Source organism: Xanthomonas sp. Leaf148 (genome assembly GCF_001423585.1).
GTDB lineage: Bacteria > Pseudomonadota > Gammaproteobacteria > Xanthomonadales > Xanthomonadaceae > Xanthomonas.
In genome coordinates this window covers 74,490-95,818 of sequence record NZ_LMOP01000013.1, presented here as the reverse complement: position 1 = coordinate 95,818, position 21,329 = coordinate 74,490, and the positions used below count along the sequence as shown (strand labels likewise).

General features: G+C 64.3%; 16 protein-coding genes, 4 tRNA genes and 1 other RNA gene. 5 read left to right on the top strand and 16 right to left on the bottom strand.

The features are described 5' to 3' along the window. Window positions 1–21: 21 nt before the first annotated feature. Window positions 22–1,008 (bottom strand): RluA family pseudouridine synthase, encoded by a 987-nt coding sequence (locus ASF90_RS19805; protein WP_055854226.1) that lies wholly within the window; start codon window positions 1,006–1,008, stop codon window positions 22–24. 411 nt (window positions 1,009–1,419) lie between these two features. Between ASF90_RS19805 and ASF90_RS19800 the strand changes: the two genes are divergently transcribed. Next, a complete protein-coding gene (locus ASF90_RS19800) occupies window positions 1,420–5,190 on the top strand; it encodes an Rne/Rng family ribonuclease (protein ID WP_055854224.1) in 3,771 nt (1,256 codons plus the stop codon). 766 nt (window positions 5,191–5,956) lie between these two features. Here the strand turns inward: ASF90_RS19800 and ASF90_RS19795 are convergent. The 3 genes from ASF90_RS19795 to ASF90_RS19785 all read right to left on the bottom strand — a co-directional run bounded on the left by ASF90_RS19795 (window position 5,957) and on the right by ASF90_RS19785 (window position 8,107). Beyond that, a complete protein-coding gene (locus ASF90_RS19795; RefSeq protein WP_055854221.1) occupies window positions 5,957–6,604 on the bottom strand; it encodes a response regulator in 648 nt (215 codons plus the stop codon). Between the two features lie 209 nt (window positions 6,605–6,813). Beyond that, window positions 6,814–7,575, bottom strand: a complete 762-nt coding sequence (locus ASF90_RS19790; protein ID WP_055854218.1) for a sulfurtransferase — start codon at window positions 7,573–7,575, stop codon at window positions 6,814–6,816. Between the two features lie 166 nt (window positions 7,576–7,741). After that, window positions 7,742–8,107: a DUF6164 family protein gene (locus tag ASF90_RS19785; protein WP_055854215.1), complete on the bottom strand. Its 366-nt coding sequence runs from the start codon at window positions 8,105–8,107 to the stop codon at window positions 7,742–7,744. A 59-nt stretch (window positions 8,108–8,166) separates the two neighbouring features. On the opposite strand from ASF90_RS19785, the gene ASF90_RS19780 reads away from it, so the two are divergent. Further along, window positions 8,167–8,598 carry an FKBP-type peptidyl-prolyl cis-trans isomerase gene (locus tag ASF90_RS19780; RefSeq protein WP_055854212.1) on the top strand — a complete coding sequence of 144 codons (432 nt, stop codon included), beginning with the start codon at window positions 8,167–8,169 and terminating at the stop codon, window positions 8,596–8,598. A gap of 11 nt (window positions 8,599–8,609) precedes the next feature. Further along, entirely contained in the window at window positions 8,610–9,872 is a 1,263-nt protein-coding gene (locus tag ASF90_RS19775; protein WP_055854210.1) for a TIGR03862 family flavoprotein, read from the top strand. Here the strand turns inward: ASF90_RS19775 and ASF90_RS19770 are convergent. After that, the gene (locus ASF90_RS19770) at window positions 9,856–11,148 is read right to left on the bottom strand and encodes a nucleotide sugar dehydrogenase (RefSeq protein WP_055854207.1); all 1,293 of its coding nucleotides are present in this window, start codon (window positions 11,146–11,148) and stop codon (window positions 9,856–9,858) included. The two genes, ASF90_RS19775 and ASF90_RS19770, sit on opposite strands and share 17 nt — an antisense overlap. A 141-nt stretch (window positions 11,149–11,289) precedes the next feature. On the opposite strand from ASF90_RS19770, the gene ASF90_RS19765 reads away from it, so the two are divergent. Next, window positions 11,290–11,373: transfer RNA gene (locus ASF90_RS19765), tRNA-Leu, on the top strand. Window positions 11,374–12,029: 656 nt separating this feature from the next. Here the strand turns inward: ASF90_RS19765 and ASF90_RS19760 are convergent. From ASF90_RS19760 to kdsB, 8 genes are all read right to left on the bottom strand, one after another. Beyond that, window positions 12,030–12,105: transfer RNA gene (locus tag ASF90_RS19760), tRNA-Gly, on the bottom strand. A gap of 80 nt (window positions 12,106–12,185) precedes the next feature. Further along, a tRNA-Cys gene (locus ASF90_RS19755) sits at window positions 12,186–12,259 on the bottom strand. A gap of 68 nt (window positions 12,260–12,327) precedes the next feature. Beyond that, window positions 12,328–12,403, bottom strand: a tRNA-Gly gene (locus tag ASF90_RS19750). A 36-nt stretch (window positions 12,404–12,439) separates the two neighbouring features. After that, window positions 12,440–13,072, bottom strand: a complete 633-nt coding sequence (pgsA, locus tag ASF90_RS19745; RefSeq protein ID WP_055854204.1) for a CDP-diacylglycerol--glycerol-3-phosphate 3-phosphatidyltransferase — start codon at window positions 13,070–13,072, stop codon at window positions 12,440–12,442. Then, window positions 13,072–14,928, bottom strand: coding sequence for an excinuclease ABC subunit UvrC (gene uvrC, locus ASF90_RS19740; protein ID WP_055854201.1), 1,857 nt, complete (start codon window positions 14,926–14,928; stop codon window positions 13,072–13,074). The genes pgsA and uvrC overlap by 1 nt, the downstream gene beginning before the upstream one ends. Next, window positions 14,925–16,343, bottom strand: a complete 1,419-nt coding sequence (locus ASF90_RS19735; protein ID WP_055854198.1) for a hypothetical protein — start codon at window positions 16,341–16,343, stop codon at window positions 14,925–14,927. Before ASF90_RS19735 ends, uvrC begins: the two co-directional genes overlap by 4 nt. A 23-nt stretch (window positions 16,344–16,366) precedes the next feature. After that, window positions 16,367–16,831: a low molecular weight protein-tyrosine-phosphatase gene (locus ASF90_RS19730; protein ID WP_055854195.1), complete on the bottom strand. Its 465-nt coding sequence runs from the start codon at window positions 16,829–16,831 to the stop codon at window positions 16,367–16,369. Next, a complete protein-coding gene (gene kdsB / locus ASF90_RS19725; protein WP_055854193.1) occupies window positions 16,828–17,607 on the bottom strand; it encodes a 3-deoxy-manno-octulosonate cytidylyltransferase in 780 nt (259 codons plus the stop codon). The genes ASF90_RS19730 and kdsB overlap by 4 nt, the downstream gene beginning before the upstream one ends. Before the next feature lie 240 nt (window positions 17,608–17,847). On the opposite strand from kdsB, the gene ASF90_RS23010 reads away from it, so the two are divergent. Further along, window positions 17,848–17,924, top strand: a non-coding RNA gene (locus tag ASF90_RS23010) — sX9 sRNA. Window positions 17,925–18,071: 147 nt separating this feature from the next. On the opposite strand, the gene lpxK is transcribed toward ASF90_RS23010, so the two are convergent. From lpxK to ASF90_RS19710, 3 genes are read right to left on the bottom strand one after another with little or no spacing between them, the layout of a single operon-like run. Beyond that, window positions 18,072–19,109: a tetraacyldisaccharide 4'-kinase gene (lpxK, locus tag ASF90_RS19720; protein ID WP_055854190.1), complete on the bottom strand. Its 1,038-nt coding sequence runs from the start codon at window positions 19,107–19,109 to the stop codon at window positions 18,072–18,074. Beyond that, complete coding sequence (msbA, locus tag ASF90_RS19715; protein WP_055854188.1) at window positions 19,106–20,875, bottom strand: lipid A export permease/ATP-binding protein MsbA; 1,770 nt, start codon at window positions 20,873–20,875, stop codon at window positions 19,106–19,108. The genes lpxK and msbA overlap by 4 nt, the downstream gene beginning before the upstream one ends. Continuing rightward, window positions 20,872–21,327: a biopolymer transporter ExbD gene (locus tag ASF90_RS19710; protein ID WP_055854186.1), complete on the bottom strand. Its 456-nt coding sequence runs from the start codon at window positions 21,325–21,327 to the stop codon at window positions 20,872–20,874. Before ASF90_RS19710 ends, msbA begins: the two co-directional genes overlap by 4 nt. Between the last annotated feature and the right edge of the window lie 2 nt (window positions 21,328–21,329).

Genomic DNA, 21,329 nt, shown 5'->3' with positions numbered 1-21,329 from the left:
GCGCAGCCTGAAATGACTGCGTCAGCGCCCCAGCCGATCCAGCGCCTCGGCCAGCTCCGGGGCCAGCGGCGCGCTCAGCACGTAAGGAGTCTTGCCCGCATCCAAGGCGAACTCCAGCGAGGCCGCATGCAGGAATAGCCGCTTCAGACCCAGCTGATCGCGCAGGCGCTTGTTGACCTCGGCCTCGCCATATTTATCGTCGCCGGCGACCGGGTGGCCAAGGTGCTGGGCATGTACGCGGATCTGATGAGTGCGGCCGGTTTCGATGCGCACTTCGCAATACGAGTGCCCGCCGCGCCGTTCCAGCAGCTTGAAGTGGCTTAGCGACGGTTTGCCGATCGCATTGACCTGCACATGCCGCTCGCCGCCCTGACGCAGGCCGATATGCAACGGTGCGTCGACGGTCATGACGCCGTCCGGCATCCGCCCCACCAGCAAGGTCAGGTAGCGTTTGGTGATGCCGCGCCCTTCGACACGATCGTCCTCACGCATCAGCGCCTGCAATTCGGTCAGCGCGGAGCGTTTCTTGGCCACGATCAATAGACCGGATGTATCGCGATCGAGCCGGTGCACCAGTTCCAGGGTCTGGTTCGGACGGAGCGCGCGCAAGGTCTCGATCGCGCCAAAGCTGATGCCGCTACCGCCATGGCTGGCGACGCCGGTGGGTTTGTTGAGCGCCAGCAGACGCGCGTCCTCGAACACGATCGCCGCCTCCAGCCGCGCCATAAACGAAGACGGCGGCGCTGCCTTGTCGCCCTCCTCGTTGACGCGCACCGGTGGAATGCGCACTTCTTCGCCGCCTTCGAGCTTGCGCTCGGCCTTGGCACGCCCGCCATTCACCCGCACCTGGCCACTGCGGACCAGCTTGTAGATCAGGCTGCGCGGCGCACCCTTTAGCTGGCCGAGCAGAAAATTATCCAGCCGCTGCCCAGCGCGGTCTTCCGGAACTTTGAGAATACGCACGCCCACACGGTCGGCGGGCGGCTTGGGGGGCTGGGGGTCGGTCATCCGGCTCTTTATTCTGTTACACTCGGCGAGCGAGATAAGGGTTTGATTTCGTTGGAAGTTGATAGGCCAGAAGCCTGACTTCCGATGATTCCGGCACAGTGCGCGACCACCGCCCCAGGGGCGGCCATGTTAGCGGCTCACCGGCCTACCCGGCCATCGCCGGCGGTTTTTGACCGTTGCGCTGAACATGTCCCGTGCGCTGCCCCGGTCCGTCCGGACGCGGCTGCCGGCCCTGAAACACCTATAAAACTTAAAGACAAGCGCTCCCGCGGCCTGCCGTGGTGTTGCAGCGCTGGAAACCCTGGTCAGGCCTGTCCGCGCGTTGCGCGAAGGGCCGACAAGCTGTTCCAGAGGCGAAACGTCACGGCGTTCCGCGCGGTAGAGCGCGTGAGGAACGCAACAATGAAGCGAATGCTGATCAACGCAACGCAGGCAGAAGAACTGCGCGTGGCGATTGTGGACGGCCAGACCCTGTACGACATCGACATCGAACAGCCGTCCAAGGAACAAAAGAAGTCCAACATCTACAAGGGCCGTATCACCCGGCTTGAGCCCTCTCTGGAGGCGGCGTTCGTGGACTATGGCGCCGAGCGCCATGGCTTCCTGCCGTTGAAGGAAATCTCCCGCGATTATTTCCAGGCCGGCGTCGACCACAACAAGTCGACCATTCGCGAGCTATTGCGCGAAGGCCAGGAAATCGTGGTGCAGGTCGACAAAGAAGAGCGTGGCAACAAGGGCGCCGCCCTGACCACGTTCATTTCGCTGGCCGGCCGCTACATGGTGCTGATGCCCAATTCGCCGAGCGCCGGTGGCGTGTCGCGTCGGATCGAAGGCGAAGACCGTGCCGCGCTGAAGGAAGCGCTGGACAAGCTCGATATCCCCGACGACATGGGCGTGATCATCCGCACCGCCGGTGTCGGCCGTGACGCCGAAGAACTGCAGTGGGACCTGGATTACCTGCTGCAGACCTGGAAGGCGATCGCCGAGGCTGCGCTGAGCAAGCCGGCCGCGTTCCTGATCTATCAGGAGTCGCGCCTGATCATCCGCGCACTGCGCGACTACCTGCGCGCCGACGTCGGCGAAATCCTGGTCGATACGCCGGAACTGTATGCCGACGCCCAGGAATTCATGAAGCAGGTGATGCCGCAGAGCCTGCGCAAGCTCAAGCACTACACCGACGACATTCCGCTGTTCAACCGCTTCCAGATCGAATCGCAGATCGAAGGCGCCTACGAGCGCAATGTGCGGCTGCCGTCGGGCGGCTCGATCGTGGTCGACCAGACCGAAGCGCTCACCGCTGTCGACGTGAACTCCTCGCGCGCCACCAAGGGCAGCGATATCGAAGAGACCGCGTTCCAGACCAACCTGGAAGCGGCCGAAGAAGTCGCACGCCAGCTGCGCCTGCGCGACCTCGGCGGCCTGGTGGTGATCGACTTCATCGACATGGCGTCGACCAAGCACCAGCGCGAAGTCGAAAACAAGCTGCAGAACGCGCTCAAGTACGACCGTGCGCGCGTGCAGCTGGGCCGCATCTCGCGCTTCGGCCTGATGGAAATGAGCCGTCAGCGCCTGCGTCCGAGCCTGGGCGAGTCCAGTCAGATCGTCTGCCCGCTGTGCGATGGCCATGGCCGCATGCGTAGCGTGGAATCGCTGTCGTTGTCGATCATCCGCGTGGCCGAAGAACACGCCATGAAGGAAAACACCGGACAGGTGCTGGTCCAGGCCCCGGTGGAGATCGCCAATTACCTGCTCAACGAGAAGCGCAGCGCGCTGCGTGAGATCGAGCAGCGTCACGATTCGCCGATCATCATCGTCGCCGACGAGCAGTTGCGCACGCCGCACTACGAAGTCACCCGCCTGCGCGAAAACGAGCTCGGCGAAGACAGCGGCAAGCCCAGCTACCAGCGCGGCACTCCGCGCAAGTTGCCGGTGCATGCGCTGACCAAGGCACAGCTGAACATTCCGGCAGCACCTGCGGTGACATCGATCAAGCCGAGCCAGCCGGCTCCGGTGCGTGAAGAGGCCCCTGCCCCGGTCGCACCGACTCCCGCACCGGCCCCGGTCGTGACCGTGCCGATTCCGGCACCGGTCACCGGTGTGGTTGGCTGGCTGAAGCGCATCTTCGGTGGTGTCGAGCCGGTTGCTCCTGCAGCCGAGTCGAACCAGCGTCCGCGCCAGAACGATGCAGGCCGCAATAATCGAAACGAGCGCGGCGAGCGTGGCGGTCAACGTCGCGATGGTCGCGATGCCCGCAACGGCAACGGTGGCAATCAGCAGCGCGGCAACGGCAACGGTGCTAACAAGGAGCGTCGCGACGAGCGCCGTCAGCCGGCCAATGGCCAGAACGGCCAGGCCGCACAAGCTGGCGCCCAGGCCCAGCAGCAGGTGCAGGTACCCAAGCCGCCGCGCAACGAAGCGCAGGCACCGAAGCAGCAGCAACAACCACAGCAGCAGAAGCCCAAGCAGCAGAACCAGACGCCGCGTCCGCCACGTGCACCTGCACAGCAGGACGGCGTGCCGTCCGAACGGCAGCCGCGCCCGGCGCGTCAGGATGAGGAAGGCACAGCTTCGGCACAGACGCTGACGTCGACCGCAGCAACGGCAACCACCTCGACTGTTGTTGCGGCCATTGCCGACACCGCTGCACCTGCCAACACGCAAACCACCGCGAACGAAGCCAATCAGGCCCACCCGGTCGACGTTGTGGTGAGCGAGTCCACCGCCGATCACGGCGTCGACGCGAGTGCGGATGGCCAGACCCAGGACGCGTCGGGCGACGATGCGGCCAATGGCGAAGGTGGAAGCCGTCGTCGTCGCGGCCGTCGTGGCGGTCGTCGTCGTCGTCGTGGCGCCGGTGCAAATGGTGAAGGTGGCAGCAACGCCGATGGTCTGGAAACGGACGATCTGGACGGTGATTCAGACGGCGATCTCGATGGTGACAACGAGGGTGACGAAGCCGGTACGCAGAACTCGGCATCCGCCGCTCCGCGTGCAGGCCAGCCGGAGTTCGACTTCGACGATGACGCACCGGCCCCGGCTGCCCGTACCAGGCCTGAGACCACTGCAGCGGCAGCGCCGAAACCGCGTCCGGTTCCGAAAGAACGTGCGGAAACGCAATCGGACAGCGACATGACGTCGACCACCGCGCCGGTCTCGAACGCTGCATCGTCGTTCGCACAGCAGGCATCGGCGCCGGTTGCCGATGCAGCGGACCGAGCACGTGATGGAGCGACAGTGGCGGCCGCGCCGGCGGCACAGCCGACCGTTGCGACTCCGGCAATTGCACCGTCCCCGGTTGCTCCGACAGCTGCGGCTTCGGCACCTGCCCCGGTCGTCCAACATGCTCAGGTTGCTGACGCGACCTCGGGTGACGCTCCGGCTGCGGTTGCATCGACCGCTGCCGCCCATACGGCAGCGGCTGCGATACCTGCAACTGCAACGCCCAACGCTGAGGCAGCCCACGCTGCACCGGTTGCGGTTACCAAGCCTGTCGAGCCCTCTGCCCCAACCGCGTCGGTGGTCGAAGCGACCGTGGTCACGCCGGCCAAGCCGGTGCCCAATGCATCGACCGACACTGCGGCTGCGGCACCGTCGGCCGATGCGCAGGCACGTGCTGTTCCAGCGGTCGCTGCGACGCCTGCGGTGCAATCGGAGTCCGTCACGCGTGCGGTGCAACCCGAGCCTGTGAAGCCGGCACCGGCAACGCCTGTTACCGAGCAACAGACGCCTGCAGCAACGGCAACATCTGCGGCACAGGCCGCCGTGGTCACAGCCGAGGCGCCGCATGCCGAGCCGACCAATGCGGGCAAGCCTTCGGTAGATGTCGCTGTGACATCCACCGCTACGGTCCCGCAGGCCGCCGCAGCATCGGACGATGCGCAGGCAGCTCCGGTGCGCAAGCCGTATGCCCCGGTGCAGACGACCATGCTGGACGCGCTGGCTCCCAAGGCCGACGCAACACCTGCGTCGTCGGCGGCTGCAACGTCGGTGCCGCACAAGGCGCCAGTGCAGTCGACGCCAACAGCACCGCAGGCAGCTGTACAGGTGCAGGAACAGGCGGCCGACAAGCCGAAGCCGACCGTGGTCGTCTCCGAAGCCGCAAAGCCTGCAGCGCCCTCAGCTGACGCCGGCACTGGGTCGGTACAGGAAGACGACACCAACAAGCCGCGCGACGATCACTGATCGTTGCAACGCCTGGTCGATCTGGCCGGAATTGCTCGGGCCAGGTCTGCGTCAAATACGGCGGCCTTCGGGCCGCTTTGTTTTTATGCGCGATTCGCCACGACAATACCGACGCAACGCGTCGAACTGGATGCATTCCCGGCTTACGCAAATGTTCAACGCAGCGTCGATTGCCTGGTACTCGCGAGGACGTGTTATCCCGTCGCTCTGCAGAAAGGACCAGTCTGCCCCCTGATCAAGTAGGCAAAGACCGGGTTCAACGGGAACGGCCTCGGCTTTATCCAGCGGTTTCAACGCTGCCTCGCATCAACGCGATCAACAAATCTGGCAAACCGGCAGAGCAGATGACGACTGCACATGGAGCGTCAATACAGCACCTGCGCAGCAGCCAGACACGCGCGGTCCGTGGTCAGCATTGGACAGGCACTGCCCGGCGAACAGGTCGGTGCGCCGCATGTCGATCAAGCGACGCTTGCAACCGCGCAGTTCGGCTGGCTGCAGTAGAGCAGTCGGTCCAGTTAGTTTCAGTCGCCTACGCCGCCACAGGCTCGTCACACTGGCCGGCAGTGAGGAGGCGGATAGCGTTCTCACGCTATCCGTCCAGTCGGGGTGCGGATTCACTTACCTGACGATTGCCCGCTACGGCTAGTTAGTCACATTCACTGCCATGCATAAACAGCGAACAGGCGCATAGGCACTCAGGTCCACCGAATCACTCAACTACGCTCAACCAACGCGCAGAGGCGAGTGCTGAGGGTGAAAAGCGCTACATCGTGCGAGCAGGATCGGTCAGGCCGTATTGATTCGCCAGGCGTGCGAGAGCGATGTTGTCCTGGATACCGACTTTTTCGAACAAGCGTGCCTTGTGCGTATTGATGGTCTTGGCGCTGAGATTCAGCCGCTTGGCGATGTCTTCCTGCCGCAGACCTTGCGTCAGCAACAAGGCGACTTCCAGCTCGCGCGGCGACAAGGCGTCGAATGGCGAGCTGCCACCCTCCAGATTGGACAGCGCAAGATTCTGCGCAATCGTGTTGCCCAGATAACGCCGCCCCAAGGCAACCTCGCGTACCGCGCGCAACAACTCATGCGCGTCGCCGCCCTTACCCACATAGCCGGACGCGCCCGCTTCGAGCAGACGCTTCGGCAACGGGCCATCTTCCAGCACCGAGACGATGATCACACGTGTGCCGTAATCGCCCTTGACGATGCGCTCGGTGATTTCCAGGCCACTGACACCGGGCAAATGCAGATCGCACAGCACGATATCCGGCTTGAGCTGACGAACCTGCGGCAATGCCGCTTCGCCGCTCTCTGCCTCACCCACGACATCGACGTCTACTTCCTTGGACAGGATCATCTTCATGCCGGTACGCACGAGTGCATGATCGTCGATCAGAAAAACTCTGATGGTCATCCTTGTTGTCCTCGCTGTGCGGCTGGCTGGTGCAGCCTAGCTCCGTGAATAATTCAGGGCAAGCACGATGCGACGTATTACATTCAAGTTAGAGCGAAAAGTGCGCTCTTTTGCGTGTAACCACACGTGCCTGGTGTGCCATTGCAATGTGTTCGCATGATGCAAGCGCCCGCAGGACCGGCTGCATCGGGCAATACAGCCGCGTCCGGTCAGACTTTTCCCGGTTCTGTGGTCCGCGCATCGTCCACCAGCGGGCGCAATGCGGGATCCAGTGCAACGCGCTCATCGAACACAAAACAGCGGCCGTCATAGCCTTCGCCACCGATTTCTTCGAAATAGCCAAGAATTCCGCCTTCCAGCTGCAGCACGTTATCCATGCCGTCGGCCTGCATCCATAGCGCAGCCTTCTCGCAACGGATGCCGCCGGTGCAGAAGCTCACCACCGTCGCATCAGCCAATGCGGCACGATGCGACGCGAGTGCTGCGGGCAACTCGGTGAACTTGTCGATCGGCAAGGTCAGCGAGCCCTGGAACGTGCCATAGGCCACTTCCTGCGCATTGCGCGTATCCAACAGCACCAACGGGCGACCCTGGTCATCTCGTCCGTTGCGCATCCACTCGCGCAGCACAGCAGGCGTCACCGTCGGCGCACGGCCTTGCAGCGGCGATGCATCGTCACGACGGAAGCTGATGATCTCCGGCTTGACCCTGACCTTGAGCCGCGCAAACGGCTGCTGCGTGCTCTGGCTGTACTTGATGCGCATCTGCGCAAACCGTAGGTCGGCCTGCAGCCAGCGATAAAACGTACCAATCCGCTCGGCGTCGCCCGCCAGAAACAGATTGATGCCCTCTGCGGCCACCAGCACAGAGCCCTTCAGCAGTTGCTGCTCGGCGTGTAGCAGCACGCTGTCTGCCAGCTGCTGCGGGTCCTGGACGGTGACGAATTGATACGCCGCGGTATTGGTGATCATCCGGGTATTTTAGGGTGCCCGACCCCGGCTAGCGAGCGCTTGTCGAATGATCCATCGCCCTGCAGGCAGCGAGCGCAGACCGCGCTGACTCAATGCGCGTCAGGACAACAGGTATTCGGATGTGCCCAGCTCCCGCCACCATCGCCGGTCACGGCGCTAAGCGCCGTCAGCCGCGCAGCAGCAGAAACGGCAGTAACACCAACGATGCGACGATCAGCATCCCCAGCAGCGTGACGATCACGAAGACAGGGCGCTTGCGCAGCAATGCCCCGAACGTTTCTGCGGTGCCCGCAGCGATGGCTTCCTGGCGTTGCGCCCGCGCAAGCGCCCCACGCTGGGCTTGATAGGCATCAAGTACCGCCTTGGCGCGCGGGTACTCGGCATCGTCGCTGAGCCAGACACCGCCAGCGGAAATGCCCCAGTTGCTGGGCCGGGTCTCGTAGATCTGCACCAGGTGTTCGCGCAACAATGCCCGCACCTCATCGGCCTCGTCGTCGGGAACATTGCGCAGATTGAGCAGCAGCTTGGCCATGGCGCGATGATAACGGGAGCCAGGTGCGATAATGGCGGCCTCCCTTCATGGACCACCCCATGCGCCTTCTGTTGACGCTCTGTGCCGCCTTGTTGCTCGCCAGCTGTGCACCTGCCCTGCCGCCGTCCGGTGGCACGATCGCCAGCTTCGAGCGGATCGACCGCACTGTCGGCACCGGCGCGGAAGCCACTCCGGGCGTGATGGTCACCGTGCACTACACCGGCTGGCTGTACGACGAAAAAGCTGCCGACAAGCATGGTAAGAAATTCGACAGCTCGCTCGATCGCGCAGAACCCTTCCAGTTCGTGCTGGGCGGTCGCCAGGTGATCCGGGGTTGGGACGACGGCGTTGCCGGTATGCGCGTGGGTGGCAAGCGCACCTTGCTGATTCCGCCTGAGTACGGTTACGGCGACAACGGCGCGGGCGGTGTGATCCCGCCGGGCGCATCGCTGGTGTTCGATGTGGAGCTGCTCGGCGTACAGCCGCGCTGAGTGCCTGAGCAATGATGGATGCGAACAGACCGCGGCTGGCGGTGATTGGCGGCGGGCCTGCGGGGTTGATGGCCGCTGAAGTCGCGGGCGCTGCCGGCATCGCGGTCGATCTCTACGAAGCCAAGGGTTCGGTGGGGCGCAAGTTTCTGCTTGCCGGCAAGGGTGGGCTGAATCTCACCCACTCCGACCCCATGCCGCTGTTTGCGCAGCGCTACCGCGAGCGCACGCAGGAAGTGGCATCGTGGCTGCAGGACTTCGACGCGGACGCCTCGCGTACCTGGGCGCGCGACCTGGGTGTGGAGACCTATGTCGGCAGCTCTGGGCGGGTGTTCCCGATCGATCGCAAGGCTGCGCCGCTGCTGCGCGCTTGGGTGCGCCGACTCAAGGAACAGGGCATCAACTTCCATGTGCAGCACCGGTGGTTGGGCTGGAACGACGACGGCGCGCTGCAGTTCGCAACGGCTGCGGGCGAGATCGCATGTCATGCCGATGCAGTGGTGCTGGCGCTGGGTGGCGGCAGTTGGCCGCAGCTTGGCTCGGATGGGCTTTGGCAGGCACCGCTGCAGCAGCGCGGCATCGCCGTTGCGCCGCTGGTGCCCGCCAACTGCGGTTTCGATATCGACTGGAGCGCGCACTTTGTGCAACGGCATGCAGGCGCGCCGCTCAAGCCGGTCGTCGCGCACTGGCGCGATGGCGCCGGCGTGCAGCACGCATTGCAGGGCGAATGCGTTGCGACCGAAAGCGGAATCGAAGGCAGTTTGATCTACGCGATCGCCGCAGAGTTGCGCAACCAGATCGATGCACATGGCGAGGCCGAGCTCGGCCTGGATCTCGTGCCCGGACGGACGTTGGAACGGGTAAGTGCCGAGTTGGCTCTACCGCGCAAAGGGCGCAGTTTCAGCGAGCATTTGCGTCGCCAGGTCGGCATCGAAGGCGTCAAGGCCGCACTGCTGTACGAACATCTGGGCAAACAAGCCGGCGACGATCTTGCGCGGGTTGCACGGACGCTCAAGCACCTGCCACTGCACCTACTGAGGACGCGTCCGCTGGCCGAGGCAATCAGTTCAGCCGGTGGCGTGCGATTGGAAGCGCTGGACGCGCAGCTGATGGCGCGCGCACAACCGGGCGTGTTCTGTGCCGGCGAAATGCTCGACTGGGAAGCCCCGACCGGCGGCTATCTGCTGACCGCATGTTTTGCCAGCGGACGACGCGCCGCGCTCGGCGCCGTCGACTGGTTGCAACAGCGGCACGAGCGCACTACAGGCGGTCGCTGACGGCCGCACGCGGCCACACTGACTTGACGTCGTATACCACCGCGCCCGGCTTGCCGAGCGCGGCGATGCGCTCAACGTCGTAGTCGCGATACTGCGCATGCGCGACTGCCAGCACGACCGCATCGTAGGTCCCCTCGTCCGGCGACTCGCAGAGCTGCACGCCACCATGCTGCAGGGCTTCGGCCGGGTCTGCCCACGGGTCGCAGGTATCGACGTGCACGCCGGCCGCCTGCAGCAACTGCACCAATTCCAGCGCACGGCTATTGCGCAAGTCCGGGCAGTTTTCCTTGAAGGTGGCGCCCAGCACCAACACCCGCGCTTGTGCCGGCGTTACGCCGCGCAGCGCCAACATGCCGCAGACGCGCTCGGCGACATGCCGGCCGACACGGTTATTGACCTGGCGCGCGGTGTGGATCAGGTCCGGGTGGTACCCCACGCTTTCGGATTTGTGCATCAGGTAATACGGATCCACCCCGATGCAGTGGCCGCCGACCAGACCGGGCCGGAACGGCAGAAAATTCCACTTGGTTCCGGCCGCTTCGAGCACATCGAGCGTGTCGATTCCGAGTTTGTCGAAGATCAGCGCCAGCTCGTTGACCAGCGCGATATTGACGTCGCGCTGGATGTTTTCCACCACCTTGGCTGCTTCTGCCACGCGCATCGACGACGCGCGCCAGGTGCCTGCGGTGATGATACTGGCGTACAGCGCATCGACTGTGTCGGCAGCCTGCGGCGTCGAGCCGGAGGTGATCTTGCGAATATCGCGCAGACGCCGCTGACGGTCGCCCGGATTGACGCGCTCGGGGCTGTAGCCGCAGAAAAAGTCTTGGTTGAAGCGCAAACCGGAGCTAGCTTCGAGCAGCGGTACGCAGACCTCTTCGGTGGTGCCCGGATACACGGTGGATTCGTATATCACCAGATCGCCGGGCTTGAGCGCGGCGGCAATCAGTGCCGTGGCGCTGCGCAACGGCTCCAGGTCCGGCTGCTCGAAGCTGTCGATCGGGGTCGGCACAGTGACGATGAAGATGCTGCAGTTCGCCAGGTCAGTGGCTGTTGCGCTGTAGCGCAACAGCGTTGCCGCGGCCAACTCGGCGGCGTCCAACTCCAGCGTGGCATCGTGACCGTCGTGCAGTTGGGCGACCCGCTGCGTATCGATGTCGAAGCCCAGGGTGTCGCGGTGCTCGCCGAACGCAACGGCCAACGGCAAGCCCACATAGCCGAGCCCGATGACGGCAATGCGTGCCTGCTGCAGGGGGAGAAGCGTGTTGCCGGACATGCAGTTCCTTGGGATCTTGCGCGGTCGATTGCCGCGCGGTATTGCGGCGGCAGCATAGCGCACGCGGCATGTCTCGGGCCGTCGGCAGGATCGTCGTTTGGAGATTCACAATCGCCGCGCAATCAGGCACGCTATCGCAATGCCCGGGTGGCGAAATTGGTAGACGCAAGGGACTTAAAATCCCTCAGCTGCAAGGCTATGCGGGTTCGACCCCCGCCCCGGGCACACTCTGACAAGTAAATCTGCTACCAGACGCGATGATATGTCGTCGTCCGATAGGCTCTGCCACGCCGCGATGAGCTGCTTGCTGTGCAGTCAGCCTGTTCCGAGCAACGTCGCCTTCCGCAAGCACAGCCCCGCGAACAGTTGTTTGGGGTGCGCGAGCATGCGGTGAGGCCTGCTTCATGCACTGAAACGTGTCCGCGGCTCCCATCGCGGCGCTTGCCCGCCAGACGCTCTTGCAGGCGTCGCACTGCTAGCAGTCGGCGTATACGCCCCGACTTGGCCAGGCAGCTTTCGCGCTCCTAGGAATTCCCAGCCTGTGAGACGTTGGCTGTGTAGCGATCAGCTCCCGAGAAGTTGCCGCTGAATGAGGCGGTGGCGCATCTGCGATCATCTCGATTCGCCAGTTCTTGCCAGATAGCGATCGCACGGGCCTCAGCCTGGCACGGGCCTAAGTATGTATCTGATCGTCTGCGTGCCGACACCGCATGCCGCGCATACGCGGGCGCCTACCACGCAAACGCACAGGTGCTCTGCCGTCCTGCAGACATTTTCTTGGCTGCCAATTCAGATGAATGGCAGTTTGATCATTCGAGAACGTTCTTGATGATGCGGCAAATAAAAACCCCGGATATCGCGAGATATCCGGGGTTTGAATTTGGAGCGGGAAACGAGACTCGAACTCGCGACCTCAACCTTGGCAAGGTTGCGCTCTACCAACTGAGCTATTCCCGCATGAAACTAAATTGTACAGCTTGTCACTTCGTTGCGCTAGCCCCATCAATGCTGCCGATAAGAAACATACGCATGCGATGTGGAGGCCTGGGCCGGAATTGAACCGGCGTACGCGGATTTGCAGTCCGCTGCATAACCACTCTACCACCAGGCCGAAACATCAAACTCAAGGCGTCCTGCCTTGAAACAACGAGACCTCGGACATGGGGCCTTGTCTAAATCTGGAGCGGGAAACGAGACTCGAACTCGCGACCTCAACCTTGGCAAGGTTGCGCTCTACCAACTGAGCTATTCCCGCTTGGGAGGCGAAATTCTACAGCGAACAGGATAGCTGTCAACTGTTGCTTTCGATTTTTTTCGGCTTGTTGCTGATTGCCGCTTTTTCGTCCGCGCGCAGACTTGGCCATGCCGCCTGCAGATACTGAAAACCCGACCACAACGTCAGCAGTGCAGCGATCGCTAATGTCCAATAGCCGGCGCGGAAGATCAGATTGCCTAGCCAGATTTCATGCGTGGGCATCTGGCCAGGAGTGACCGAATACAGCAGGCAAAGCAGCGCCACCATCTGCGCCGTGGTCTTGACCTTGCCGATCATCGCCACACGCACCTTGGCGCGCTGGCCGATCTCGGCCATCCACTCACGCAATGCGGAGACTGCGATCTCGCGGCCCACGATGACAGCTGCCCAGAACGCCATCCACGGCGTCGGATGTCCCTGCACGATCAGGAACAATGCCACTGCGACCATCAACTTGTCGGCGACCGGATCGAGGAACGCGCCGAACGCAGAATACTGGTGATACCGCCGCGCGACCCAGCCATCCAGCCAGTCGGTGATGGCGGCGAGCGCAAACACACCGGCGGAAGCGAAGTTCGTCCAGGTGTATGGCAGGTAGAACACCACGACCAACACCGGGATCATCAGGATCCTCAGCAGTGTCAGCCACGTGGGGATGGTCAACTTCATTACGGACTCGACTCGCCTGCCGCATCGGGAAGCGCCAGCCCGTGCAGGTTAGCGTAGATTCGCGCAGCAAGTGCGGCATTGACCCCGTCCACCCGCGCAATCTCGGCTTCGCCGGCCGCCTTGAGACCGACCAGGCCACCGAAATGCTTGAGCAGGCTCGCGCGGCGGCGTGGGCCGATGCCGGGGATATCCTCGAGCTTGCTGGTCATGCGCGCTTTCTGGCGACGCCCGCGATGGCCGGTGATCGCAAAGCGGTGCGCTTCGTCACGGACCTGCTGGATGAATTGCAGTGCCGGCGATGCGGCACCTGGCCGCAGTTCGCGGCCGTCGGCCATGATCAGCGCCTCGTGCCCTGCCCTGCGCTCCTCGCCCTTGGCCACGCCAACCAGCACGACGTTTTCCACGCCAAGGTCGGCCAACGCGGCCTGCGCCTGCGCCAGCTGGCCGGCACCGCCGTCGATCAGCAGCACATCGGGGAGGACGCCGTTTTCTTCCACTGCACGCCGAAACCGCCGTTCGATCGCCTGACGCATTGCCGCGTAATCGTCGCCCGGCGTGATGCCGGAAATATTGAAGCGGCGATACTGGCCACGCACCGGGCCGCTGGCGTCGAACACCACGCACGAGGCGACTGTGGCTTCGCCCATTGTGTGACTGATATCGAAGCACTCGACGCGCTTGACCTGCTCCGGCAGCCCCAGCATCTCGCGCAAGGCTTCGCTGCGCGCGTGCTGCGCACTCTGGCTGGTGAGTTCGGTCACCAAGGTCAGCTGCGCGTTGCGGGTCGCCAGCAGCAGGTAGCCGGCACGCTCGCCGCGCACGTTCCACCGCAGCGCCACCTTGTGCTCGGCGGCAGTGCTGAGCGCAGCCTCGATCAGTTCGGCCTCGGGAATTTCGCGATCCAGCAATATCTCGCGCGGCGGCGAATGTTCGGCGTAGTACTGCGAGACGAACGCCGCCAGGATTTCGTCCGCGCTGTCTTCGCCGTTGGTCTTGGGAAAGAACGAGCGCGTGCCCAGATTGCGGCCGTCGCGGAAGCTCAGCAGCAACACGCAGGCCTGACTGGACTGGGTGGCGCAGGCCAACACATCCAGATCGGCGGCGCGGCCGTCGACGTACTGGCGGTTCTGCATACCGCGCAGCGACGACAGCAAATCGCGCAGACGCGCGGCGCGCTCGAATTCGAGCGCTTCGCTGGCTTGCTGCATCGACTGCATGATCTCTTCGCCGAGCTGATCGCTCTTGCCTTCCAGAAACATGGTGGCGCGGCGTACCGATTCGGCGTAATCGGGTGCGGCCACCAGATCCACGCACGGGCCGCTGCAACGGCCGATCTGATACTGCAGGCACGGCCGCGAGCGGTTGCGAAACACGCTGTCTTCGCAACTGCGTAGCTTGAACAGCTTGTGCATCAGGCTCAGCGTTTCGCGCACGCCGGTTACGCCGGTGTAGGGGCCGAAATAACGCCCCTGCACCGCACGCGGACCGCGGTGCAACGCGATACGCGGCCAGTCTTCGCGCGTCAGCAGGACGTAGGGATAACTCTTGTCGTCGCGCAACGACACGTTGTAGCGCGGCGACAAGGATTTGATCAGCTGGTTTTCCAGCAGCAGCGCTTCGGCCTCGCTGCGGGTCACGGTGACGTCCATCCGCGCGACCTGCGACAGCATCGAGGTCAGCCGCGCATTCTTTGGCGTGCCGTTGAAATAGCTGCCTACACGCTTACGCAACGCGCCGGCCTTGCCGACGTACAGCAAGGTGTCGTCGCTCGCATACATGCGGTAAACGCCGGGCGCGGTGCTCAGTTGCGCAGCAAACGCTTTTCCATCGAAGTCGGCTTGGGGCCTTGCGCTCATTCTTCTATCGCAACATCACTCAGTGCGCCGCTTGCAAGGTCGTAACGCAAAACGGCATGGGCATCGGTTTCGGCAATCCAGACTGCGCCGGCGGCGACAGCCAGCCCGGCCGGGCCGTGCAGACGTCGCGGCAGCTCGACCGTGGTGAGTTCGCCGCCGCCCAGACGCAGGCAGCGCAGCCGTCCGTTACCGGTGTCGGCAATCCACAGCATCGGCGAGTCGGCGCCCAGTGCGATGGCTTGCGGGAATTGCAGGCGCGCGGTGCCGCGGGGGCCGTCTTCATCGCCGAACTGCCAGATGCCCTGCCCGCCCACCAAGGTCTGCACCAGATCGCCGCGCAGCTGCATGGTGCGGATCGAGGAGCCCAACCCATCGCACACGTAGGCAACCTGTTGCACCGCCGCCAACCCTGCCGGTTGCGCGAAGGCCGCTAGATGACCGCTGCCGTCGCGAATTTCAAGGGAGCCGGTGCCGGCACGCGCGCTCAGTGCAGCGCGTCCCAGGTCGTAACTCCAGATGCGGTTGTCGCCGGCCATGGCGATCAACACCTGGTTGTCGGCAATGGCCAGCCCTTGCGGATAGTTCAGTGCAGACGCACCGGCAAAGGCCAACGGCCCTTCCACCGGCTCGCCTGAGCGACCGGTGCCGCACAAGGTGTCCACCTGCCCGCTGCGCAGGTTGATGCGACGCAATGCGTGATTGCCGGTGTCGGCGACGTACAGCTGATCGCGCTCCAGCGCCAGACCCTGCGGCCGACGAAAGGCCGCTTCGCCGGTACCGCCATCGATGAGATCAGCATTGCCGTGGCCGAATTGCCGCAGCACCCGGCCGCCATGCGTGCATTCCAGCACGCGGTGGTGCCCGGTATCGGCGATATACAGACGGTCTTCGGTGGCAGCCAGGCCGGTCGGAAAGCGCAGCGCCAGCCGCTGTTCGGGGTCGCGTTCTGCAATGCCTTGCAGGTCGGCGTCGGAGGGCGGTTGCTGGCCTTCGCACAATGCGGCCAACGCCTTGTCCAGATCAGCGGTGACACCCACCAGGCGCTGGCGTTCGCGGCCGTAGGCATCCAGCAACACCAGCGTGGGCCAGGATTCGATACCGAAGCGGCGCCAGGTTTCCCAGTCCTTGTCGAGCAGGATCGGCGCGCTGACGCCATGCCCGCGCAGTTGCTTGAGCGAGCGTTGCGGCAGGCGTTCGCTATCGAAACGCGGCACCTGCACCACGATCACCTGCAGCCGCCCGGGGCTACGCGCCTGCCATTGCGCAAGCTCGGCAAGACGCTCGGCGCACCACACCGAGCTGGCGTTGACGAACGCCAGCACGAGCGCGCGGCCGCGATGCTCCTGCAAGGTGGATGGCCTGGCATTGAGCCAGGTGGGAAATTCCGGCAGTTCCTGGGTGAGCTGGGCAGTCATGCGGTAATTATGCCCAAGCGCGATTAGCCGCGGGTGAGTCTGGCGACCGTCTGTCGCGCCGCGGTATCGACCAGTTGCCAGACGTCCTCGAAATCCTTGCTGCCGCCGGTATACGGGTCCGGGATCTCGTCGCGCGCGTCCACGCCGGCCCACGGCAACCACAGCGCGACCTTGTCGCGTTGCGCTGATGGCGCCAGACGCTGCAAATCGCGCAGATTGTTGACGTCTGCGCACAGCAGCCAATCGAAGTGGTCGAAATCCTCGTCGCGCACCTGCCGTGCGCGCAGGCCGGAGATATCCACGCCGTGTCCGCGTGCGCAACGGATGGCGCGCGGGTCGGGCGGATCGCCGGCATGCCAATCGCCGGTACCGGCCGAGTCGACCTCGATGCGGCGCGACACGCGTGCCTCGTCCAGCCGCGCGCGCAAGGCGCCCTCGCCCATCGGCGAACGACAGATATTGCCTAGGCACACGATCAAGACCTTCATGCCGATGCCACCCGCGCTTGCGCACGTGCCAGATCGTCCGGCGTATCGATGCCCGGCGGAAATTGCTCGGGCGTCAGCGCAACGGCGATGCGATGTCCGGCTTCCATCGCGCGTAGCTGTTCCAGCGATTCGATGCGCTCCAGCAGGCCGGGTGGCATCGCTGCGAACTGCTGCAGAAACCCGGCGCGATAGGCGTAGATGCCGATATGACGCAGCCATTGCCCCTCCTCGGGCAAGCGGTCGCGCTGACTGGCGAAGCTGTCGCGGTGCCAGGGAATCGGCGCACGGCTGAAATACAGTGCATCCCCGCCCGCGCTGCGCACCAGCTTGACCACATTCGGATCGAACAGATCGTGCGCGTTCTCCACCTGCGCGGCCAACGTAGCCATCTCCGCGCCGGAGCGCAGCAGCAGCTCGGCGACCGCGCGAATGCCGGCAGCCGGCGCAAACGGTTCGTCACCTTGCAGATTCACCACGCAGGTGTCGGTGTCCCAGCCGGCGATGCGCGCGCATTCGGCCAGGCGATCGGTGCCGGAGACATGGTCGCTTCCGGTCATCGCCACGTGCACACCGGGTACGCCCTCGATCGCGTCTGAAATCCGCACGTCATCGGTCGCGACCCATACCTCGCGTGCGCCTGCCAACAGCGCCCGCTCGGCCACGTGCTGAATCATTGGACGATCGCCGATCAACTGCAGCGGCTTGCCCGGCAGGCGTGTGGACGCGTAGCGCGCCGGAATGGCGACGACGAAATCGGCAGACAGGGTGTTGGTCATGTGGTTGCGCTCTCGGCAGCAAGGATTGTTGGAACGGCGGGACGGTCTAGCATGTATCGCACTCTTGCATCAGCAGCGCCGGCGAAAACTGCCGCGCTGCGACGGCTACAGCACAGCATGGCGCCAGCCACTGTCGCTGGTGCGGCCGCGCAAGGATGCAGCCCTCGTGCTGGAACAGCAGCGGCGAACACCACGCCTGCGCTCAGCGCCAGGCCGACGCGTGCCGGTGCCCGGTGTGACTGGTCCCACGCGTACAGTGCGGTTCTGAGCGCGCGCCCCGTGCCCACCTGACGCCTGCTCGCATCGTGTTGTTAGCCGCTCCACGCGCGGCGCGTACCTGCGCAGTGTCTCAGCACGCCCATCGCTGCCCGGTCTGAAGCGGCATTGGTCATCGGGCGAACCCCAGGGGCGACGCGCAACCGCTCCTGCATCCGCAGCGAGCGCCGCACGACACACCGCCAAGATCAAACGCCCTGCCGGCTGGCCAACTTGTCCAGCCGATCCAGCAGACTCACCCAGAACGCAGCCGGCAACTCCGCCTTGAGCGGCACGCTATACAGCCACTCGTCGGCGAACGGCCGGCACTTCACCGCATCCTTTTCGGTCATCAACACTGGCAGGCGGCTACCGAAACTGAAATCTGCAGCGCGATACACATGATGATCAGGAAAGGCATGTGGGACGACGCCGATACCGCGGGCGCGCAACATGGCAAAAAAGCGCTCCGGGTGCGCGATACCGGCTACGGCGTGCACGCGCTGGCCGGCTAGCATGCTGAGCGGTTGCGCCCGTTTGCCGTCCATTGGCTGCACGCTGTCGATGCTCAGGCGCATCTGCCATTCGCCGAAACCGGCGTCGTCCATTGTTTGTGGCGCTGTGGTGGCGCTGGCCTGCCCGAGATTGACCACGCGGAAGTCGCAATCGTGCGCGCGCGCGGCCGGTTCGCGTAGCGGTCCGGCCGGTAGCAGGCGGCCATTGCCATAGCGGCGCTGTCCATCGACCACTTCGATTTCCACGTCGCGTGCCAGCCGGTAATGCTGTAACCCGTCATCGCAGACGATGATGTCGCACCCCGCCTCGACCAGTGCACGCGCGGCGGCGACACGGTCGCTATCCACGCGCACGCGTGCGCCGGTCTTCCAGGCGATCAACACAGGCTCGTCGCCGCCAAGTGCGACTGCCGTGTCCGCATCGACCCACCGGGCCGTGCCGGAATCATCGCGGCCATAGCCGCGGCTGGCGACGCCGGGGGTCCAGCCGGCTTCTTGCAGCTTGGACACCAGCGCGATGGTCAGCGGGGTCTTGCCGGTGCCACCGGCAGTGACGTTGCCGACCACGATCACCGGCACCGGCACGCCATGCCGCTTGCGCCAGCCGCGGCGGTACAGGCCGCGCCGCAGCGCGATGGCGGCGCCGTAGATGGGTGCCAATAGACGCGCCGGTAGCGGTATCGGCGCATTGTCGTACCAATACCCCGGCGTGCGGGTGCCGCGCTTGCTCATGCCTGACGTTCGCGAAACTGCATGCCGTGCAGATGCGAATACAGCCCGCCCTGCGCCAGCAATTCGTTGTGCGTGCCGCGCTCGACGATGCGGCCCTGGTCCATCACCAGCACCTGATCGGCATGCTCGATAGTGGACAGCCGGTGCGCGATCACCAACGTGGTGCGGTCCGGCATCAACTTGTGCAAGGCATCCTGCACCAGTCGCTCGGACTCGTTGTCCAGCGCCGCAGTGGCTTCGTCCAGGATCAGGATCGGCGCATCCTTGAGCATCGCGCGTGCGATCGCCAGCCGCTGGCGCTGCCCTCCGGACAGTCGCCCGCCCTTGGTGCCGACATGCGACTGCAGGCCCTCGGGCAGTTGCGCCACGAACTCCATCGCATTGGCGCCAAGGATCGCGCGCTCCAGTTGGCCGGCATCTGCCGTGCGCATTTCGCCATAGGCCACGTTGTCGGCGATGCTGCCGTCGAACAGCATGACCTGCTGGCCGACCAGCGCGATCTGGCGACGCAGATCGGCCAACGAATACGCCTGCACCGGGTGCCCGTCGAGCAGGATCTGCCCGGCCTCGGCCTCGTAAAAACGCGGGATCAGTTTGATCAGGCTGGACTTGCCGCTCCCGGAGCGGCCGACGATCGCCGTCACCGTACCGGGCTGCGCGACGAAGCTGACCTCGGCCAGTGCCGGATTCACCTGCCCCGGATAACGCGCGGTCACATCGCGAAATTCGATCAAGCCCTTCGCACGCGTCAGCGGCACCGCGCCCTGATCGGGCTCGTCCGGGCTGTCGAGCACCGAGAACAGCCGCTCGGCCGAGGCCAGGCCACGCTGCACCATGTTCTGCACATTGGTGAGCTGTTTGAGGCCCGGAATGATCGTCAGCATCGAGGTCATCAGCACCACGAAGTCGCCAGCGGTCAGACGCCCGGCCAAAGCCTGGGCACCGGCCACGAACAACAGCGCCGACAACCCGATTGCGCCGATCATCTGCACGGTGGCAGTGGAAATGCCGCGAGTGGATTCGACCTTCATCGCCAGACGCAAATTGCGATCGGCCAGCGCGCCATACCGCTCCATCTCGGTTTGCTGGGCGCCGTAAATCTTGACCTCCTGGTGGCTGGACAAGGTCTGGTCGGCAGCCTGCAACAAATGCGCGCCACTTTCCTGGATGCTGTGGCTGATGCGTCGATACCGGCGCGCCACCTTGTCCATCACCCACGCCAGTACCGGTGCGAGCACCAGGATGGTCAGCGTGACCTGCCAGCTGTGCCACAGCATCAGCGCCAATGCGCCGATCACCTGCAGCGACTGCTGGATCATCACCTTGACCGCATCCACCGCAGCCTGTGCAACCTGATCCGAGTCCGAGCCCAGGCGGATCAGCATCGACGGGACTGGTTCGGAATCGAAACGCGAGCCTGGCAGGCGCAGATACTTGGCCATTACCTTGATGCGCAGATCGCGCGCGATGCTGCGTGCGGATTTACCCATTGCCATGTCGGTGATGTAGCCGGCAATGCCACGTACCACAAACAGCAGGATGATCTGCACCGGCAGCCAGCGGCTGACGTCGGCGTTCTTGTAGATGAACGTTTCGTCGGTGATCGGCTTCATCAACGCCAGAAAGCCGGTGGTGCCGGCGGCTTCGACCAACGCGGCAATCAGCGCAGCGATCAGCAACAGCCGGTACGGCTTGGCGAAGGCCAACAGGCGACGGTACGTGCGCCAGGACGACACTGGCGCCGGGCGGTCGTTGGAGTTGGTCACTGGCGGGTTCCGTTATTGCGTGTTTTGCCGGCAGTGCCGGTCTGAGGTGCAGTCGCAATGGCAATACGCCGGAAGCCGAGTTGTCCCAACGCATCCTGCGCAGTGACCACGGCCTGATACGGGGTACGCGCATCGGCGCGCATCAGTACCGTCTGCTCGCGGTCGTCGCCGGCGATCTGAGCGATGGTCTGCTTCAGCGAGTCCACGTCCGAGCGCAACACTTCCTGGTCGTTGATGAAGTAATGCCCGTCGGCATTGACCAGCACGCTGAGCGAACGCGGCGGCGCGCTGGTGTTCTGGTCACTGGCGGTCGGCAACTGCAGCTGCAGCGTCGAGCGTGCGTCGAAGGTCGTGGTCACCACGAAGAAGATGATGAGGACGAGAATGACGTCAATCAATGGCACCAGGTCGATCTGCGGCTCGTCCTGGCTTCGGTCGCTGCCGATGCGCATCC

Coding starts and splice junctions, on each gene's coding strand:
- ASF90_RS19800 (WP_055854224.1), top strand. CDS start 1,420: ATGCTGATCAACGCAACGCAGGCAGAAGAACTGCGCGTGGCGATTGTG.
- ASF90_RS19795 (WP_055854221.1), bottom strand. CDS start 6,604: ATGACCATCAGAGTTTTTCTGATCGACGATCATGCACTCGTGCGTACC.
- ASF90_RS19730 (WP_055854195.1), bottom strand. CDS start 16,831: ATGAAGGTCTTGATCGTGTGCCTAGGCAATATCTGTCGTTCGCCGATG.
- ASF90_RS19735 (WP_055854198.1), bottom strand. CDS start 16,343: ATGACTGCCCAGCTCACCCAGGAACTGCCGGAATTTCCCACCTGGCTC.
- ASF90_RS19785 (WP_055854215.1), bottom strand. CDS start 8,107: ATGGCCAAGCTGCTGCTCAATCTGCGCAATGTTCCCGACGACGAGGCC.
- lpxK (WP_055854190.1), bottom strand. CDS start 19,109: ATGAGCAAGCGCGGCACCCGCACGCCGGGGTATTGGTACGACAATGCG.
- uvrC (WP_055854201.1), bottom strand. CDS start 14,928: ATGAGCGCAAGGCCCCAAGCCGACTTCGATGGAAAAGCGTTTGCTGCG.
- ASF90_RS19775 (WP_055854210.1), top strand. CDS start 8,610: ATGATGGATGCGAACAGACCGCGGCTGGCGGTGATTGGCGGCGGGCCT.
- ASF90_RS19780 (WP_055854212.1), top strand. CDS start 8,167: ATGCGCCTTCTGTTGACGCTCTGTGCCGCCTTGTTGCTCGCCAGCTGT.
- ASF90_RS19770 (WP_055854207.1), bottom strand. CDS start 11,148: ATGTCCGGCAACACGCTTCTCCCCCTGCAGCAGGCACGCATTGCCGTC.
- kdsB (WP_055854193.1), bottom strand. CDS start 17,607: ATGACCAACACCCTGTCTGCCGATTTCGTCGTCGCCATTCCGGCGCGC.
- ASF90_RS19710 (WP_055854186.1), bottom strand. CDS start 21,327: ATGCGCATCGGCAGCGACCGAAGCCAGGACGAGCCGCAGATCGACCTG.
- ASF90_RS19790 (WP_055854218.1), bottom strand. CDS start 7,575: ATGATCACCAATACCGCGGCGTATCAATTCGTCACCGTCCAGGACCCG.
- ASF90_RS19805 (WP_055854226.1), bottom strand. CDS start 1,008: ATGACCGACCCCCAGCCCCCCAAGCCGCCCGCCGACCGTGTGGGCGTG.
- pgsA (WP_055854204.1), bottom strand. CDS start 13,072: ATGAAGTTGACCATCCCCACGTGGCTGACACTGCTGAGGATCCTGATG.